This window comes from Cryptosporangium japonicum, from assembly GCF_039524755.1.
GTDB lineage: Bacteria > Actinomycetota > Actinomycetes > Mycobacteriales > Cryptosporangiaceae > Cryptosporangium > Cryptosporangium japonicum.
In genome coordinates, this window is record NZ_BAAAGX010000046.1 from 354,405 (window position 1) to 369,176 (window position 14,772).

Annotated in this window: 16 protein-coding genes; 6 read left to right on the forward strand and 10 right to left on the reverse strand. The window is 73.0% G+C overall.

The window, feature by feature from the left end:
- Positions 1 to 14: 14 nt before the first annotated feature.
- Together ABD437_RS41965 and ABD437_RS41970 are read right to left on the reverse strand one after the other, a co-directional pair.
- Positions 15 to 983 (reverse strand): alpha/beta hydrolase, encoded by a 969-nt coding sequence (locus tag ABD437_RS41965; protein ID WP_344654566.1) that lies wholly within the window; start codon positions 981 to 983, stop codon positions 15 to 17.
- 21 nt (positions 984 to 1,004) lie between these two features.
- Positions 1,005 to 3,725, reverse strand: a complete 2,721-nt coding sequence (locus ABD437_RS41970) for a hypothetical protein (RefSeq protein ID WP_344654567.1) — start codon at positions 3,723 to 3,725, stop codon at positions 1,005 to 1,007.
- Positions 3,726 to 3,937: 212 nt separating this feature from the next.
- On the opposite strand from ABD437_RS41970, the gene ABD437_RS41975 reads away from it, so the two are divergent.
- Positions 3,938 to 4,600, forward strand: a complete 663-nt coding sequence (locus ABD437_RS41975) for a TetR/AcrR family transcriptional regulator (RefSeq protein WP_344654568.1) — start codon at positions 3,938 to 3,940, stop codon at positions 4,598 to 4,600.
- 88 nt (positions 4,601 to 4,688) lie between these two features.
- Entirely contained in the window at positions 4,689 to 4,916 is a 228-nt protein-coding gene (locus ABD437_RS41980; protein ID WP_344654569.1) for a DUF3107 domain-containing protein, read from the forward strand.
- Between the two features lie 43 nt (positions 4,917 to 4,959).
- On the opposite strand, the gene ABD437_RS41985 is transcribed toward ABD437_RS41980, so the two are convergent.
- Positions 4,960 to 5,646: a ferritin-like fold-containing protein gene (locus tag ABD437_RS41985; protein ID WP_344654570.1), complete on the reverse strand. Its 687-nt coding sequence runs from the start codon at positions 5,644 to 5,646 to the stop codon at positions 4,960 to 4,962.
- Positions 5,647 to 6,032: 386 nt separating this feature from the next.
- Here ABD437_RS41985 and ABD437_RS41990 point away from each other — a divergent pair, with 386 nt between their 5' ends.
- Both ABD437_RS41990 and ABD437_RS41995 read left to right on the forward strand, forming a co-directional pair.
- Entirely contained in the window at positions 6,033 to 7,817 is a 1,785-nt protein-coding gene (locus tag ABD437_RS41990; RefSeq protein ID WP_425558387.1) for a DEAD/DEAH box helicase, read from the forward strand.
- 14 nt (positions 7,818 to 7,831) lie between these two features.
- Entirely contained in the window at positions 7,832 to 8,191 is a 360-nt protein-coding gene (locus ABD437_RS41995) for a translation initiation factor 2 (protein ID WP_344654571.1), read from the forward strand.
- 10 nt (positions 8,192 to 8,201) lie between these two features.
- Here ABD437_RS41995 and ABD437_RS42000 read toward each other — a convergent pair whose 3' ends face one another.
- The gene (locus tag ABD437_RS42000) at positions 8,202 to 8,738 is read right to left on the reverse strand and encodes a DUF2231 domain-containing protein (RefSeq protein ID WP_344654572.1); all 537 of its coding nucleotides are present in this window, start codon (positions 8,736 to 8,738) and stop codon (positions 8,202 to 8,204) included.
- Between the two features lie 98 nt (positions 8,739 to 8,836).
- Between ABD437_RS42000 and ABD437_RS42005 the strand changes: the two genes are divergently transcribed.
- Together ABD437_RS42005 and ABD437_RS42010 are read left to right on the forward strand one after the other, a co-directional pair.
- Entirely contained in the window at positions 8,837 to 9,685 is an 849-nt protein-coding gene (locus ABD437_RS42005) for an alpha/beta fold hydrolase (RefSeq protein ID WP_344654573.1), read from the forward strand.
- Positions 9,686 to 9,704: 19 nt separating this feature from the next.
- Entirely contained in the window at positions 9,705 to 10,556 is an 852-nt protein-coding gene (locus ABD437_RS42010) for an oxygenase MpaB family protein (protein ID WP_344654574.1), read from the forward strand.
- On the opposite strand, the gene ABD437_RS42015 is transcribed toward ABD437_RS42010, so the two are convergent.
- The 6 genes from ABD437_RS42015 to ABD437_RS42040 form a co-directional block, all read right to left on the reverse strand.
- Positions 10,542 to 11,384 (reverse strand): RecB family exonuclease, encoded by an 843-nt coding sequence (locus ABD437_RS42015; protein ID WP_344654575.1) that lies wholly within the window; start codon positions 11,382 to 11,384, stop codon positions 10,542 to 10,544. The genes ABD437_RS42010 and ABD437_RS42015 overlap by 15 nt on opposite strands.
- A 32-nt stretch (positions 11,385 to 11,416) precedes the next feature.
- A complete protein-coding gene (locus ABD437_RS42020; protein WP_344654576.1) occupies positions 11,417 to 12,274 on the reverse strand; it encodes a PHP domain-containing protein in 858 nt (285 codons plus the stop codon).
- Positions 12,275 to 12,306: 32 nt separating this feature from the next.
- Positions 12,307 to 12,807, reverse strand: coding sequence for a PH domain-containing protein (locus ABD437_RS42025; RefSeq protein ID WP_344654577.1), 501 nt, complete (start codon positions 12,805 to 12,807; stop codon positions 12,307 to 12,309).
- A 297-nt stretch (positions 12,808 to 13,104) separates the two neighbouring features.
- Positions 13,105 to 13,257 carry a hypothetical protein gene (locus ABD437_RS42030; protein WP_344654578.1) on the reverse strand — a complete coding sequence of 51 codons (153 nt, stop codon included), beginning with the start codon at positions 13,255 to 13,257 and terminating at the stop codon, positions 13,105 to 13,107.
- A gap of 86 nt (positions 13,258 to 13,343) precedes the next feature.
- Positions 13,344 to 14,006, reverse strand: coding sequence for a DUF6758 family protein (locus ABD437_RS42035; RefSeq protein WP_344654579.1), 663 nt, complete (start codon positions 14,004 to 14,006; stop codon positions 13,344 to 13,346).
- 67 nt (positions 14,007 to 14,073) lie between these two features.
- Complete coding sequence (locus ABD437_RS42040) at positions 14,074 to 14,730, reverse strand: TrmH family RNA methyltransferase (RefSeq protein ID WP_344654580.1); 657 nt, start codon at positions 14,728 to 14,730, stop codon at positions 14,074 to 14,076.
- Positions 14,731 to 14,772 lie beyond the last annotated feature (42 nt).

Below are 14,772 nucleotides of genomic sequence, written 5' to 3' on the forward strand. Positions count from 1 at the left end.
CAGTTTCCGCAGCCTTACCCCGTGTACTGCATACGATGCCCTATCAGCGGGAGCACCGCGCGAGCCACGATACGGGGACATTCGAGTTGAGCTGTATGTCCCACACCGCGCAGAACAAGCAATCGACTGCCCGGTATCGCCTTTGCAGTCCTTGCAGCCAGTTTGACACTCACCATCCGATCTTGATGTCCCCAGATGACGAGCGTCGGCGCCGTGATCCGGGCGGCGAACCGCCACAGCGAACGCCCCGGTGGCACCAGGTACGAGCCCACCAGCCCCCGGACCGTGCGCACGTACGCCTCGGCGCCCCACGGCACCGCGAGACGCTGCTCGGCCTCCGCCACCGCTTCGTCCCAGCGCTGCGGTGAGACCGCGTCGGGGTCGGCGAAACAGACGTCGACCATGCCCCGCGCCATCTGGTGCGGGGTCGCGCCGCGCAGCACCCGCTCGACGATGCGCTCCACCCGCGGGACGAACAGCACCGGCAGCATGTGCCGGTGCGTCGACTGCGGCAGGTAGACCGGCATCGCCGGCGAGATCAGCGTCAGCGTGCGCACCAGGTCCGGGCGCTGGGCCGCGACCCGGATGACGACCGCACCGCCGAGCGAGTTGCCGAACAGGTGGACCGGCCCGCGCCCGGACGTCTCGATCCAGCGGATCACCAGGTCGGCGTAGCTCTGCTGGCTGTACCCACCAGGCAGCGCCGGGCCGCTGCGACCGAACCCGGGCAGGTCGATCGCCTGCCCGTCGAGCCGGTCGGACAGCAGGTCGGCGAGGTCGGTCCAGTTCTGGCCCGACCCGCCGAGACCGTGCACGTAGAGCGCGGGCTCGGCGCCCGGCGCGGTGGCCGGGGTCTCGCGGACGTGGATCGCGACGGCGCCGCCCGGCCAGGGAACCTCGACGGTGCGGCCGGGCCACGGGGGCACCTGCGGATCGGCGGTGGGACGGACGGCGGAATCAGGGGCGAGGCGAGCAGGCGTCACTCGATCCAGTGTGCCCGTGGATCAGTAGTTGCCGCCGTGCCGTCCGCTGTCCTCCTCCGCGTAGCGACGCCGTGCCCGGCCGCCCGGCTGTTCCCGGCGATCGCCGGGCTGACCGGGGCCGTTCGGACCGCCGGGGCCGCCGGGGCCGTTCGGACCGCCGGGGCCGTTCGGACCGCCGGGGCCGGGGCCGCGGTAGCCGCGTTCGGCCGGGCTCGGCTCGCGTTGGCTCGGCGGGCCGATCGGCTGCGGGTCGGCCCAGGATCCGCTCGGGCCGCCGGCGCCACCGCCCGGGCCGAGCGGGTCGTGGACGAGCGGCCAGGTGCCGGTGGGTTCGGCGGCGTGGCGGCGGCGCGGTGGCCCGGAACCCGCCGGGCCGGGGCCGAGCGGCCCGGAACCCGCCGAGCCGGGGCCGAGCGGGCCCGGGTTCGCCGGGCCGAGCGGACCGGAGTTCGCGGGGCCGAGCGGACCGGACGACGTCGGGGTCGGGCCGAGGCCGCCGTAGCCACCCGGGCCGGACGCCGGGCCGAGCCCGCCGAGGTCACGGGGGCCGAGATCGCGGGGGCCGCTGAGGTCGCGGGGACCGCCGAGGCCGGGGCCGACCGGGCTGCCAAGGCCGCCGAGACCGGGCCCGGAGCCGCCGGGGTTGCGCCCGGAGGCGGGGCCGCCGAGCCCGTAACCGTTCGCTCCGGAGCCGTTCGGGCCGGAGCCGTTCGAGCCGTTCGCGGTCGGGCCGCCGTATCCGTTCGGCCCGTAGGCGCCGTAACCGTCCGACCCGGACTGGCCGTAACCGTTGGCGGACGCGGCCGGTTGACCGGCCCCCGGCGGCCCGGAGTCCGCGCGCCCGTGCCGGCCGGCCCGACCGGCACCCGCGGGGCCGGCACCCGAACCGGTCGGGCTCGCACCCGTGCCGCCGAGGCCGCCGTACTCACGCTCGAGGTAGCTGCCACCCAGGCCACCACCGCTGCCCAAGCCACCGCCACCGCCGCTGCCCAGGCCGCTGCCGCCGCCCAGGCCACCGAGGCCGCTCGCGCCGTTGGCCGAGCGCCCGTAGGACACGTTGCCGGGCTCGGCGGGCTCGTCCCAGCGGGGCGGGCTCCACTCGGCGGCGGCCGGGGACGGGTCCTCGGACGTCGGCCACGACCACACCGGCTCGGCCGGCGGCGTGTACGCCTCCGGCTCCACCGGCGGCGTGAACACCGCGGAGGACGACGCCGCGCTCAGATCACCGCTGGTGCGCGCACCGAGGCCGGGGTCGGGCGGGTTGACGACCGGGAACGACCCGCTCGCCCGCTCCGCCGCCGGGGCCGACGCCGCGGCCGGCCGCTCCGGGCCGTCCTTCGTGACGTCGTTGTCGACCAGGCGCGCCCAGGTGGCGGCCGCCCAGTCGCCCAGGTCACCGCCGCTGCCGGGGCCGGAAGCCAGCTCGAGCTCACCGGTGGGCGACGCGACCGGATCGGCGTACGGGGAGGGCGACGGTGACGACGGCGCCACGAACGGCGTGCTCGCCGCGTATTCCGGCGCGGTGCTGCTCGCCGACGAACGGGGTTCGCCGTACGGCTGCTCGGCTCCCTCACGCGCGGCCGCCGCGGCACGGCGAGCGGCACGACCACCACGCACCGGCTCACGCCCGGCCGGCTCCGGCGTCGACTCCGCCGCCGCCCCGAACGGCGAGCTCTCCGCCGCGGGGGTTCCCGACCGCGTGCCCTCCGTGGCGGAGACGCCGAACGGCGAGCTCTCCGCCGTGGACGCCCCGAAACGCGTGCTCTCCGGCCGCGTGGCCTCCGAGTGCGTGACGTCCGCGCGGGGCGAGTAGAGCGGCTCGGTCTCGGGCTCGGCGTCGTACGCCGGCTCCTCCTGGCCGCCGGGGCTCTCCGGCCGGCCGGCGCCGTCGCCGTAGCTCGGGCTGTCGGGGAAGTCGGTTCCGGCCATGATCGTCCGGTAGGTGGCGGTGTTCTCGACCGCCAGCGGCGGCGCGGAGTGCAGGCTGGCCGACGCCCACGAGGACGACGCGCCGTTCTCCGGCAGCAACGACTCGAACCGGCGGTTCAGCGCGGAGAGCACCGCGCGCACCATGGCCTGGCGTGCGTCGCCGCGGACCAGCGCCGCGCCGGCGAGCCGGTCGACCTGGCCCGGCGTCAGCAGCGTCACGACCGCGACGGCGAGCCGGTCGGATCCGATGTCGGTGAGCTCGGCCTGGTCCAGCCCGCAGCGGGCCCGGCCCTCGAGCAGCGCGTCGACCGCGTTCAGCGTCGCGCCGGCGACCGTGCGCAGGACGGTTCGTTCCACCGCCGGACCGCTCGCCGAGCCGACGACACGCGCCGAGTGCGTCGCGAGCGCGACGTCCACCCGCACGTCCAATCCGCCGGTGACGACCTGTAAGCGCTCGAGGTGGACACGGCGCTGCGGACCGTCGAGCGGCACGCTCCGACCCTCGTCCACACCATCGTCCACCAGAACCGATCGGGTCTGGTCAACCTCCACGCCGAGCCTTTCGTCCAGGATCCGGGTCACTGACCACGCCACTGCCCTCTCGTCCGCACCGTCGACGAGATCCACGTGCAGAGTACGGTCTCCGCCCGCCGCGGTTCGAAGCTCGACGTCACGGACGCCGACCACCGCGCGCACGGCGTCGAGCAGCGCGGTCACCGCGAGCGGCCGGGAGCTTTCCGGACCGGAGGAGCGCACCGAGAACACCGCGTGCGCCCCGACCAGGGGTCGGTGACGATGCGGAGCGGTGGTCACGACGTGCTCCTTCTTCTCCTTCGACCTGGAAGCAGGCTACCGACGGATGGCCCTTCCGGTCAGGCCTCTCTGCGGGAACGGTCCAGTACCGAAGGGGCAAACGGGCCGAACGTACGGCGGTTCCGGCCGAGCGGGCAGAACGTTCGAGACACCTCGCGTAGTCTTGCTACCCGGCGGTAAGTGCGGAAAGGTCCGCAAGGCTGGAGGAGACCATGGCTACCCCGGTGAGCAGTGATCCGGTCGCCGCGAGCGGCGCCAGGACGGGTCGGCTGCCGCGGTCCGCGCGGCGTCGTCAGTTGCTCACCGCCGCGCAGGAGGTCTTCGTCGCGAACGGCTACCACGCGGCGGCGATGGATGACATCGCCGATCGGGCCGGTGTCTCCAAACCCGTGCTCTACCAGCACTTCCCCGGCAAGCTCGACCTGTACCTGGCGCTGATCGACCAGCACACCGAGGCGCTGGTGAACCATGTCACACAGGCGCTCGCCGGGACGACCGACAACAAAATCCGCGTGCACCTGGCGACGAAGGCCTACTTCGACTTCGTCGACGGGGAGGGCGAGGCGTTCCGGCTCGTGTTCGAGTCCGACCTGCGCAACGAGCCGGCGGTACGCGAGCGGGTGGAGCGGGCTTCGCAGCTCTGCATGGAGGCGATCGCCGACACGATCGGGCATGACACCGGTGTCTCACGCTCCCGGGCCGAGTTGCTGGCGGTCGGTCTGACCGGTGCGTCGGAGATCGCCGCGCGCTACTGGTTGAACGCCAACCGGTCGGTTCCGAAGGAGGAGGCGGTCGGTCTGCTGAGCACGTTGCTCTGGCGCGGCATCTCGGACTTCCCGCTGGAGCGCGAGGCGGAAAATTCCGCTCAGCGCTGACACCGCCGCCCGAGCCACTCGGTCACGACACCGATCGGATAGCTTTTAGCTCGGTTGAAGTGAGCGTGTTCAGCGAGGAGGCACTGCGGTGGAGGTCAAGATCGGCGTGCAGTTCGCTCCGCGCGAGCTCGTGCTGGAAAGCACCCAGAGCCAGGACGAGGTCGAGCAGGCGGTGGCCGAGGCGCTCGGCGGGCGGTCGGGGCTGCTGTCCCTCGTCGACGAGAAGGGGCGGCGCGTGGTCGTCCCCGCCGACAAGATCGCATACGTCGAGATCGCCGAGAGCGAGCTGCGGCGCGTGGGGTTCGGCACTCCCTGATAGCGAATAAGACGAATGCCCGGCCGTCGGCCGGGCATTCGTTTTATGACCGGAGCCCCAGCGCGGACAAGCGGGCGGCGTGGCCGGTGGTCAGGCGGTCGATCAGCGCGGCCAGGCCGGCGAGCCCGCTCGGCTCCACCAGCTCGACCAGGCGGGGACGGGCCGCGACGACGAGCTGCGCCTGCGTGATCGCCTCGGCGACCAGGCGGCGGGCCCACAGCCCGAGCCGGTCGGCCAGCACCGGGTCGGCCTCCACCGCGGCACGCACCTCGGCCACCGCGAACGACGCGTGCCGGTCGTCGTGCAGCACCTCGAGCACGAGCGAGCGGTCGGGCTCGGCGAGGTGCGCCGCCACCTCCCGGTAGAAATCGTCCGCGATGCCGTCGCCCACGTGCGCCTTGACCAGGCCTTCGAGCCAGTCACGCGGCCGCGTCGAGGTGTGGTAGGCGTCCAGCGACGGCACGAACGGCTCCATCGCGTCGACCGCGTCGACGCCGAGCTCGGCCAGCCGGTCGGCGAGCCGCCGGTAGTGCACCAGCTCGGCCGCGGCCATCTCGCTGAGCGCGGCGCGTCGCCGCAGGTCCGGCGCTAGGCGGGCGTCCGCACCGAGGTTGTCGAACGCGACCAGCGCGCCGTAGGAGAGAACGCCAAGCAGGTCGGCTACCGCTTCATCACCCGAAACGCTCAGCGGAACTCCTCGAACTGACGGTTCTACGGTCGACGTGCACACCGTAGAGCCTGTTTAGCTCCGGGGACGCATGGCGGTCTTCGTCACAGATCGCCGACCACGTCGCCACGCGACCGCAGGTGCGAAAACCGTCGCGGTAGGCTATGAGTGAGGTGACACCCGTCACCGCACTAACTCGCGCCGTAGTGATCTCCCCCGCGCGGGCGCCAGGTCCTTCGGACCCACAGACGGTAGTACCAGCACCAACAGCAGTTGAACATCGAGCGCGGACCCCACTCCAGGGCGCCGTCCCGTTGAGCCCGCTGCCGCACCGCGGCAGGCGCGAGCGCCGGACGTGCCCCTGTTGCTACCGGATCCACCAGGGCGTCTGCGCACTCGGAGAGAGGCGAAGACCCCTGAACACGAACGACACGACAGAAGCTGACCCGATCCAGTTGGAGCACGCCACCACCGGCGCTCCCGAGGTCGAGCAGATCGAAGAACTCACCGCCACCAAGCCGGTCAGCGAGCAGAACCCGCTCTTCGCCGACCTGGGCGTCCGCTCGGAGACCGTCGAGGCGCTGGCCTCGGTCGGCATCACCCGCGCGTTCGCGATCCAAGAGCTCACGCTCCCGATCGCGCTCGCCGGCAGCGACCTCATCGGCCAGGCCCGCACCGGCACCGGTAAGACACTCGGCTTCGGTGTCCCGCTGCTGCAGCGCATCGAGGCGCCGGGCGAGGGTGAGCGCGCCGCGGGCGGCGCGCCGCAGGCCCTGGTCGTCGTCCCCACCCGCGAGCTGTGCGTCCAGGTGACGCGCGACCTGTCGGCGGCCGGCAAGACACGCAAGGTCCGGGTCCTCTCGGTCTACGGCGGCCGGGCCTACGAGCCCCAGATCTCCGCGCTGAAGAACGGCGTCGACGTCGTCATCGGCACCCCGGGCCGCCTGATCGACCTGGTCGAGCAGGGTCACCTGCAGCTCGGCGCGGTGTCGATCCTGGTGCTCGACGAGGCCGACGAGATGCTCGACCTGGGCTTCCTGCCCGACATCGAGCGCATCCTGGCCACGATCCCGTCCGAACGGCAGACGATGCTGTTCAGCGCGACGATGCCGGGCCCGATCGTGGCGCTGGCGCGCAACTTCATGCGGCAGCCGGTGCACATCCGGGCCGAGGAGCCCGATGCCGGGCGCACGGTCCCCACCACCGCGCAACACGTCTACCGGGCGCACGCGCTCGACAAGTCCGAGATGCTCGCGCGCATCCTGCAGGCCCGCGACCGCGGGCTGACGATGGTGTTCTGCCGCACCAAGCGCACCGCCCAGAAAGTCGCCGACGACCTGATCGACCGCGGGTTCGCGGCCGCCGCCGTCCACGGTGACCTCGGCCAGGGCGCCCGTGAGCAGGCGCTGCGCGCGTTCCGCTCGGGCAAGGTCGACGTGCTCGTCGCCACCGACGTCGCCGCGCGCGGCATCGACGTCACCGGCGTCACCCACGTCATCAACTACCAGTGCCCCGAGGACGAGAAGACCTACCTGCACCGGATCGGCCGCACCGGTCGCGCCGGCGCCGACGGGGTCGCGGTGACGTTCGTCGACTGGGACGAGCTCACCCGCTGGACGATGATCAACACCGCGCTCGAACTGCCGTTCGCCGATCCGCCGGAGACGTACTCGACGTCGGATCACCTGCTGGCCGAGCTCGACATCCCGGCCGAGACCACCGGCGTGCTCCCGCGCAAGGAGCGCACCCGCGCCGGCCTGGACGCCGAAGAGGTCGAGGACCTCGGCGAGACCGGCGGCAAGAAGGCCCGCGCCACCCGGGTGCGCACCCGCAGCCGCAGGGGCGGCGGCGACGTCGACACCCGGGCCCCCGAGGACGAGGCCGCGGAGATCGAGCTGCCGGCCCGGCAGCGCACGAAGCCGCGGCGCCGGCTGCGTGGCGGTCAGGTGCTGAGCACCACCCCGCTGCCGGAGGGCACCGAGTTCACGGCCCCCGAGGCCACGGAGATCACCGCGGACGCCGCTCCGGCGACGGTCGCGACGATCACCCCGCCGACGTTCCTCCCGGCGGCCGACACCGCTGACGCCGGCGAGCCGATCGCCGCGGTCGACGGCGAGGACGGCGCGGCTCCGCGTCGTCGTCGGCGCCGCCGCAGCACCGGCGCGAGCCGGGCCCGCCGGGCCACCGGCACCGAGGCCGCGGACGCACCGGCCGACGCCGCCAGCGGCGAGTGACAGTGCCACCGTCCGTGAACGGTCTGAACGGCTGGGCTTCTCCGGACGGTTCGGCCGGCGACGTCTTCTGGCGTCGCCCGGCCGGCTCGGCGAACTCGGCACCGCCCCCGGGCCGTGCTCCGGCGGCACCGGCGCAGTACGCCGGCCCGCCCCGGATGCACCGCCCGGCCGAGGCGGTCGGCTGGGGCCCGGTGATCGTGCCGGGCCCAGTGGCGCGCTCACTGCCCGAGCAGGACCACGAGGCGCTCGACCGGGAGGACGCGCAGGCGCGTGCCGTCACGGTCGGCGTCGGCGTCCTGACGCTCGTCGTGCTGTTCCTGCTGCTGCTGATGATGGTGATCCGGGCGGGCACCGCCGCTGGCGCCGGAATCTAGTCGAGCAGAGTCAGCCGACGCTCTCCCACACCATGCGTGCGCCGGTGTCGCCGGCGCGGGCGACCGAGACGGCGGCGCCGACCGCGGTGGCCAGCAGCGCGATCATCAGCACCACCGAGACGACGGTCAGCACGGTCGAGCCGCTGCTGTTGGCGGGCGGCGGCTCGCCGACCATGCCCCACTGGTCACGCTCGTAGCCACGCATCGGCTCCCGCCGGTTGGCCCGGGCGCGCTCGACGATCAACAGCACGACGGCCACGACGGCGAGCAGCACCGCCATGTTGCGGGTGTCGAGCCCGAAGCCGCCGTGCTCGTTGATGGCGTCGGAGCCGCCGAGGAACTTGGCCAGCCGGTCGCCGGTCTCGGCCGCGACGATCGACGCGCCGGCGCCGGCCAGCGAGCTGAGCGCCAGCACCCACCCGATCTTGGGCCGGAACCGCGGCACGAGAACGTAGGCGAACGAGCACAGCACCGCGATCGGCACCAGCACGACCGCGGCGTGGACCACCAGCGGGTGAGCCGGCAGGCCGAACACTTTCTCGAACACGGGATCCTCCGCCCACAGGGTTACAGCCGTACCCTAAGTAAATGCCTGGCTAGTCACACGAGGAACTCACGTAACAGGTTCGCGGGCACACTGAAAGCGTGACTCAGCTCGCCCCTCACCGCGCCGACCGGGTGGTCTTCCCGGCCCTCGGCTACGACGTCGCCGGCTGGGACGCCGCGCCCGCCGGGCGTCGCCGCGGCACCGCGTTGTTCGTCCCCGGCTACACGGGCAGCAAGGAAGACTTCGCGCCCCTGTTCGACCCGCTGACCGGGGCCGGCTACCGCGTGGTGGCGATCGACCAGCCCGGCCAGTTCGAGTCACCGGGCCCGGAGTCGCCTCTCGGCTACACCGTGGAGTGGCTCGGCGACGTCGTCCGCGCGGTGGTCGCCGCGCTCGGCGACGGGCCGCCGCACCTGGTCGGGCACTCGTTCGGCGGGCTGGTCGCGCGCGCGGCCGTGCTGGCCGCGCCGGCCGAGTTCCGCTCGTTGACGCTGCTGGGGTCCGGGCCGGCCGCGATCGTCGGCGCGCGGCGCGACCGCATGGAACGGCTCGCCCCGCTGCTCCCGCTCGGCCTGGACGCGGTGTTCGACGCGATGGACCGCGCGGCCCGCGCCGAGGAGAGCTGGCGGGAGCTCGCCCCGGAGTTGCAGTCGTTCCTGAAACGGCGGTTCGTCGCCTCGTCGGCGGCCGGCCTGCAAGGCATGGGCGACGCGCTGAGCACCGAGCCCGACCGCACCGCGGCGCTCGCGGGCACCGGCGTCCCGGTGCTGGTCTGCCACGGCGAGCACGACGACGCCTGGCTCCCGCCGGTGCAGGCCGACATGGCGGAACGGCTCGGTGCCCGCCACCACGTCGTCCCGGACGCCGCGCACTCCCCCGCGATCGAGAACCCGGCGGCGACCGCGGAGGCGCTGACGGCGTTCTGGGTGCACACTGAAACTCGATGATCCGACTATTGGAGGCCCCATGGTGATCTCCGACCTCGGCCTCTACGGGCCCGAGAGCGTCACCTGGCGCATCCACGCCGATCCGTCGTTCGCGATCGGTGGTCTGCGTGCGCTGCTGCTGCAGGCGCTGCACCCGGTGGCGATGGCCGGTGTGTCGGCGAACTCCGGGTTCCGCGCCGACCCGTGGGGGCGTCTGCAGCGCACGACCGAGTACGTCGCGGTCACCACGTTCGGCACCGCGGCCGAGGCCGAGGAGGCCGCGGGCAAGGTCCGCCGGGTGCACCGGCGGCTCACCGCGCTCGATCCCGACTCCGGCCGGGTCTACCCGGTGGACGACCCGGCGCTGCTGCTCTGGGTGCATTGCTGCGAGGTCGACTCGTTCCTCTACGCGGCCCGGCGCGGCGGTCTGCGGCTCTCCGACGCCGACGCCGACCGGTACGTCGCCGAGCAGGTGCGGCAGGCCCGCCTGGTCGGCCTCACCGACGAGGTGCCGCGCACGGCGGCGGAGCTCAGCGCGTACTTCGCCGAGGTCAAGCCGCTGCTCCGGGCCACCGGGCCGGCCTACGAGGGCCTGCGGCTGCTGAGCGTGCCCCCGATGCGCTGGTGGGTGCGGTGGGCGACGCCGGCCGCCCCGAGCTGGGGAGCACTCGTCGCGATGAGCTTCGGGCTGCTGCCCGGCTGGGCCAAGCGGCTCTACACGCACCTGCCGGTGCTGCCCGGCAGCGAGTTGACCGCGACCGCGAGCCTCCGTGCGCTGCGGACCGCCGTGCTGGCGCTGCCGGCGAGCGTCCGCGAAGGCCCCCACCTCAAGGCCGCGCGCGCCCGCGTGGCCGGTGTTCCGGTGCGCCGCCTGGAGTCACTCCCCGCCTGAGGGCAGCGCCGCCCACGGTTCCTTCGCCGGCGCCGCCGCCTGCCCCTCCGGGCAGTGGCGCCGGAAATCGCACCACGAGCAGCGCGGCCCCGGAGCGGGCGGGAACGCCTCGTCGGCCGACGCACCGGCCTCCTTGAAGGCGGTCTCGGCCTCGACCGCGTCCGCAGCAGTGGCTTCCGCCCGCCTCAGATGCCGCTCCAGGCGCTCCGGGGTGTGGACGTAGGTGTAGACCTCACCGGCGCTCAAATGATGCAGCTCGACACGCTGACAGGGCCGCCGGAGCGTGCGCGCGGCGGCCAGCGCGTAGAGCGCCAGCGCCTGCGAGCCCGCCGCGTCCGATTCGGACAGCGCGGAGCGCCCGGTCTTGTAGTCGACGACGACCGGCTCGCCGTCGCGGTCGTCGAGCCGGTCGATGCGGCCGGAGACCGCGAGCCGCTCGGTGCGCATCGCCACCGTGCGCTCGAGCCCGAACGGCTCGGCGCCGGGATCGACCTTCTCCAGGTAGCGCTCCAGCCAGCCGGCCGCGAGCTCCTTCGCCGCCGCCTGCTGTTCGGCGTCGCGGTAGCCGTCGGAGATCCACGCCTCGCGCAGCAGTTTCCGGCTCGCCTCCGGCGTCCGCTGCGGCCGGGGCAGCAGCCACCACGAACGCAGGACGTTGTGCACGGTCGCGCCCAGCGCGTTGTGCGCCCAGGGCGCACCTCTGGGCGGCGTCGGCCGGTCGACATAGGTCATGCGGTACCGGCGTGGGCACTCCGCGAACGAGGCCAGTTTGGACGGAGTGCAGGAGAAGAGCCGGGTCGGCATCCCGGCGAGCCCGAGTTGTTCCATCACAGCGATCTTCGCACGGAGGTACGACAACCTCAGCCCGTGATCGGAACCGCACCGGTGGCTTTGGCGACCAGTTCCTCGTACGCCTCGGGGCGCGTGGTGTTCTCCCCCAGCCGCACGGTCTTGTTCGTGCCGTGGAAGTCGCTCGACCCGGTGGTGAGCAGGCCGAGGTCGGCGGCGATGCCCGCCAGCGCGGCCCGCTCGGCCGGCTCGTGGTCGGGGTGGTCCACCTCGACGCCGTTCAACCCGGCCGCCGCGAGCTCGGCGTAGACCGCGTCGTCGATCACCCGGCCGCGCTTGGACGCCTTCGGGTGGGCCAGCACCGTCACCCCGCCCGCTCCGCGCACCAGCCGCAGCGCCTCGATCACCTCGATGTCGCGCTTCGGCACCCGGTAGCGCGCGCCCAGCCACTCGGACGCGAACGCCTCCGGCACGTTACGCACGACCCCGGCGGCGACGAGCGCCTGCGCGATGTGCGGACGGCCGACCGGCGCCCCGTCGGCGATCGCCAGCACGCCGTCCCAGGTGATCGGCGCGCCGTCGGCCACCAGCATGCCGACCATCTCCTCGGCCCGGGTGAGGCGGGAGGCACGCAGCGCCGCCCGCTCCGCCGCGAACTCCGGCTCTCCGGCGTCGAACAGGTAGGCGAGCAGGTGCAGGCTGATCGGCCAGCCACGCTCGGGGTTCCACAGGCACGAGAGCTCCGCGCCGGTCACCAGCGTCAGGCCGGGCGGCAGCGCGTCGACGGCCGGCTGCCAGCCGGCCGTCGTGTCGTGGTCGGTCAACCCGATGACGTCCAGGCCGGCCGCGATCGCGTCGACCATCAGCTGCTCGGGCCGAACCGTGCCGTCGCTGGCCGTCGAGTGCGTGTGTAGGTCGATCCGCTCCACGCCTCACCGTAGCCACGTGCGGTTCGCCGCCGTCAGTCGCCCTCTTCGCCGACCGCCAGCATCTCCTCCGGGTCGTACATGACCTGGCAGAACAGCAGGTACAGCTCGTTCGGGTACGGCAGCGGCGCGATCTCGCGGAGCGCCTGGTCCTGACCGGCCGATTCGAGCACGAACGTGCCGTAGTTGAGCACCCGACCGAGCGGGCTCTGCTGGTAGGCCATGTCGGTGACCCGGGCCAGCGGCATCATCGCGACCCGGCGGGTGACGATGCCCTCGATGAGCATCACCCGCTTGTCGGTGAGCACGAACTTGTCGAAGAACCAGTCGCCGATCTTGAACCCGGCCAGGAGCAGCAGCACGATCCAGAGCACCGCGGCCGCACCGACCACGTAGGGCACGCTGCCCATCGCGCCCACGACGTAGCCGAGCAGGAGCGTGCCGCCGGCGAGCGCGAGCAGCCACTGGCTGACGTGGATCCAGTGCCGACGCCATTCGCCGCAGTACCGCTCGCTGTCGAACAGGTACTGAGCCACGTGCCGGGACGGCTCGAGTATCGGGCGGAACGGCTTCGGCGGCGGTGGCGGCGCCGGGGCGGCGGTCGGCGGAGCGGGCGGCGGCGGACGGCCGCTCGACGGATCCAGCGGATCCGGCGGGGGCGGTGGCCCCGGACGCGGAGGATCGTCGTCGGTGGGAACCGGTGTGATTCCCAACCCCGCCGATGGCGGGTCGTTGAACGTCCGACGTCCGAGCTCGCGCTCCGGATTCGACCCAGTGCCTGGGTCGTCTGCGGCCATCGCACACCTCCACGAGGGGACGGAAGTGGACTAGTACTAGAACACGTTAGACACGAACGTCCCGAAACCGGTCGCGATGTCACGCAAGCCGTCACCCAGCGAGCGCAGTAAGTTCGCCGCGTCTCCCGGCTGGGTCACGATGTAGAAGACGAGAAACGCGACCGCGATCCAACCCAGGGCCTTTTTCACTGCAGCCCTACCTCCCGCTCGGCGACGAAGGCCGTTCTACCATCGCGGGCAAGCGGGAGCGAACATGCGCAGGCCGTGTCGGCGGGTCAGCTGACTCCTTCCTCTGGCGCGTCCCATTGAAGGTACGGCGAGAGAGCGCCGAAGGGCAACGGTCCTGGTAGCCCATCGCGACCGTCCAGCAACACAAAGTGCTCAGCAAGCACATAGCCCGCTTCTTCGGGCCAGGCGATCGCCCACAACCACATGCCCTTGGCTTCGCCCACATAGGCGCACCGATCGTGTCCGGCCTGGATCGACCAGAGCGGGGTCGGGTGCCCGGCGGCGACGATCTTCGCGTGCGCGTTCGTGTCCAGCAGGCCGGCGCAGAGCGTCTCGCCCGGGTCCGTTCCGGACCGGCCGGCCAGGCGCGAGCCCAGCCCGACCCCGGGCTCCTCGGCCACCAGCACGACGTCGGCCACCCCGCCGAGCGGCGCCGGTCCGGTGCAGGCCACGGCGGTGGCCCCGATCGGGCGGCGGTCGTCACCGGCCCAGGCCAGCCCGGTGACGGTCCAGTCGGGAAGCATCGGCCAGGGCAGCCAGACCGGCACCCCGGCGTCCACCCGCACCGCGTCGAGCACGTCCGTGCCCAACTGGCGAGCGACGTGCAGCGGCGGCACGGCACCGTGCACGGGGCAGCGCCAGTCGCTGTGCATCAGGTCCGGAGGGCGGACCGTGTTCGCACAGCGTGGGCAGCAGGGCGGTGTTGACACAGCGCAACCGTCCGCCCTCAGTGGGTCTCCCGTCAAGACCTGACACGTTTGGACAAATCAGTCAAGCTCAGTTACTCACCGCATACCTACGGATCCACGCGTGCATCGCGATGCCCGAGGCGACACCGGCGTTGATCGACCGGGTCGACCCGAACTGCGCGATCGAGCAGACCAGGTCGAGCCCGTCACGCGCGGCGTCGGACAGCCCGGGCCCCTCCTGACCGAAAAGCAGGACGCAGGCCCGGGGCAGCTCGACGGTCTCGAGCGGCACCGCGCCGGGTAGGTTGTCGATCCCGATCACCGGCAGCCGTTCGTCGGCCGCCCACGCCAGCAGCTCGTCGATCCCGGCGTGGTGCCGGATGTGCTGGTACCGATCGGTCACCATCGCGCCGCGCCGGTTCCACCGGCGGCGCCCGACGATGTGCACCTCGCGGGCCAGGAACGCGTTGGCGGTGCGCACGACCGTGCCGATGTTGAAGTCGTGCTGCCAGTTCTCGATGGCGACGTGGAACGGGTGCCGGCTCCGGTCGAGGTCCTCGACGATCGCCTCCCGCTTCCAGTAGCGGTAGCGGTCGACGACGTTGCGCCGGTCACCGGCGGCCAGGAGCTCCGGGTCGTACCGCGCGTCCGTGGGCCACTCCCCCTCCCACGGGCCGACGCCGACCGCGAGCTCGACCTCGCCGGAGCTGTCGGGTTCCGGACGGAACTCAACGTCACTTGCCACGGTCGCCACCTTAGGTGCGTCAAAGAGTTGCCATCAGCCGAC

Excerpts from the sequence above, each read along its gene's own strand:
- ABD437_RS41975 (WP_344654568.1), top strand. The coding sequence starts at position 3,938 with ATGGCTACCCCGGTGAGCAGTGATCCGGTCGCCGCGAGCGGCGCCAGG.
- ABD437_RS42010 (WP_344654574.1), top strand. The coding sequence starts at position 9,705 with ATGGTGATCTCCGACCTCGGCCTCTACGGGCCCGAGAGCGTCACCTGG.
- ABD437_RS42015 (WP_344654575.1), bottom strand. The coding sequence starts at position 11,384 with ATGGAACAACTCGGGCTCGCCGGGATGCCGACCCGGCTCTTCTCCTGC.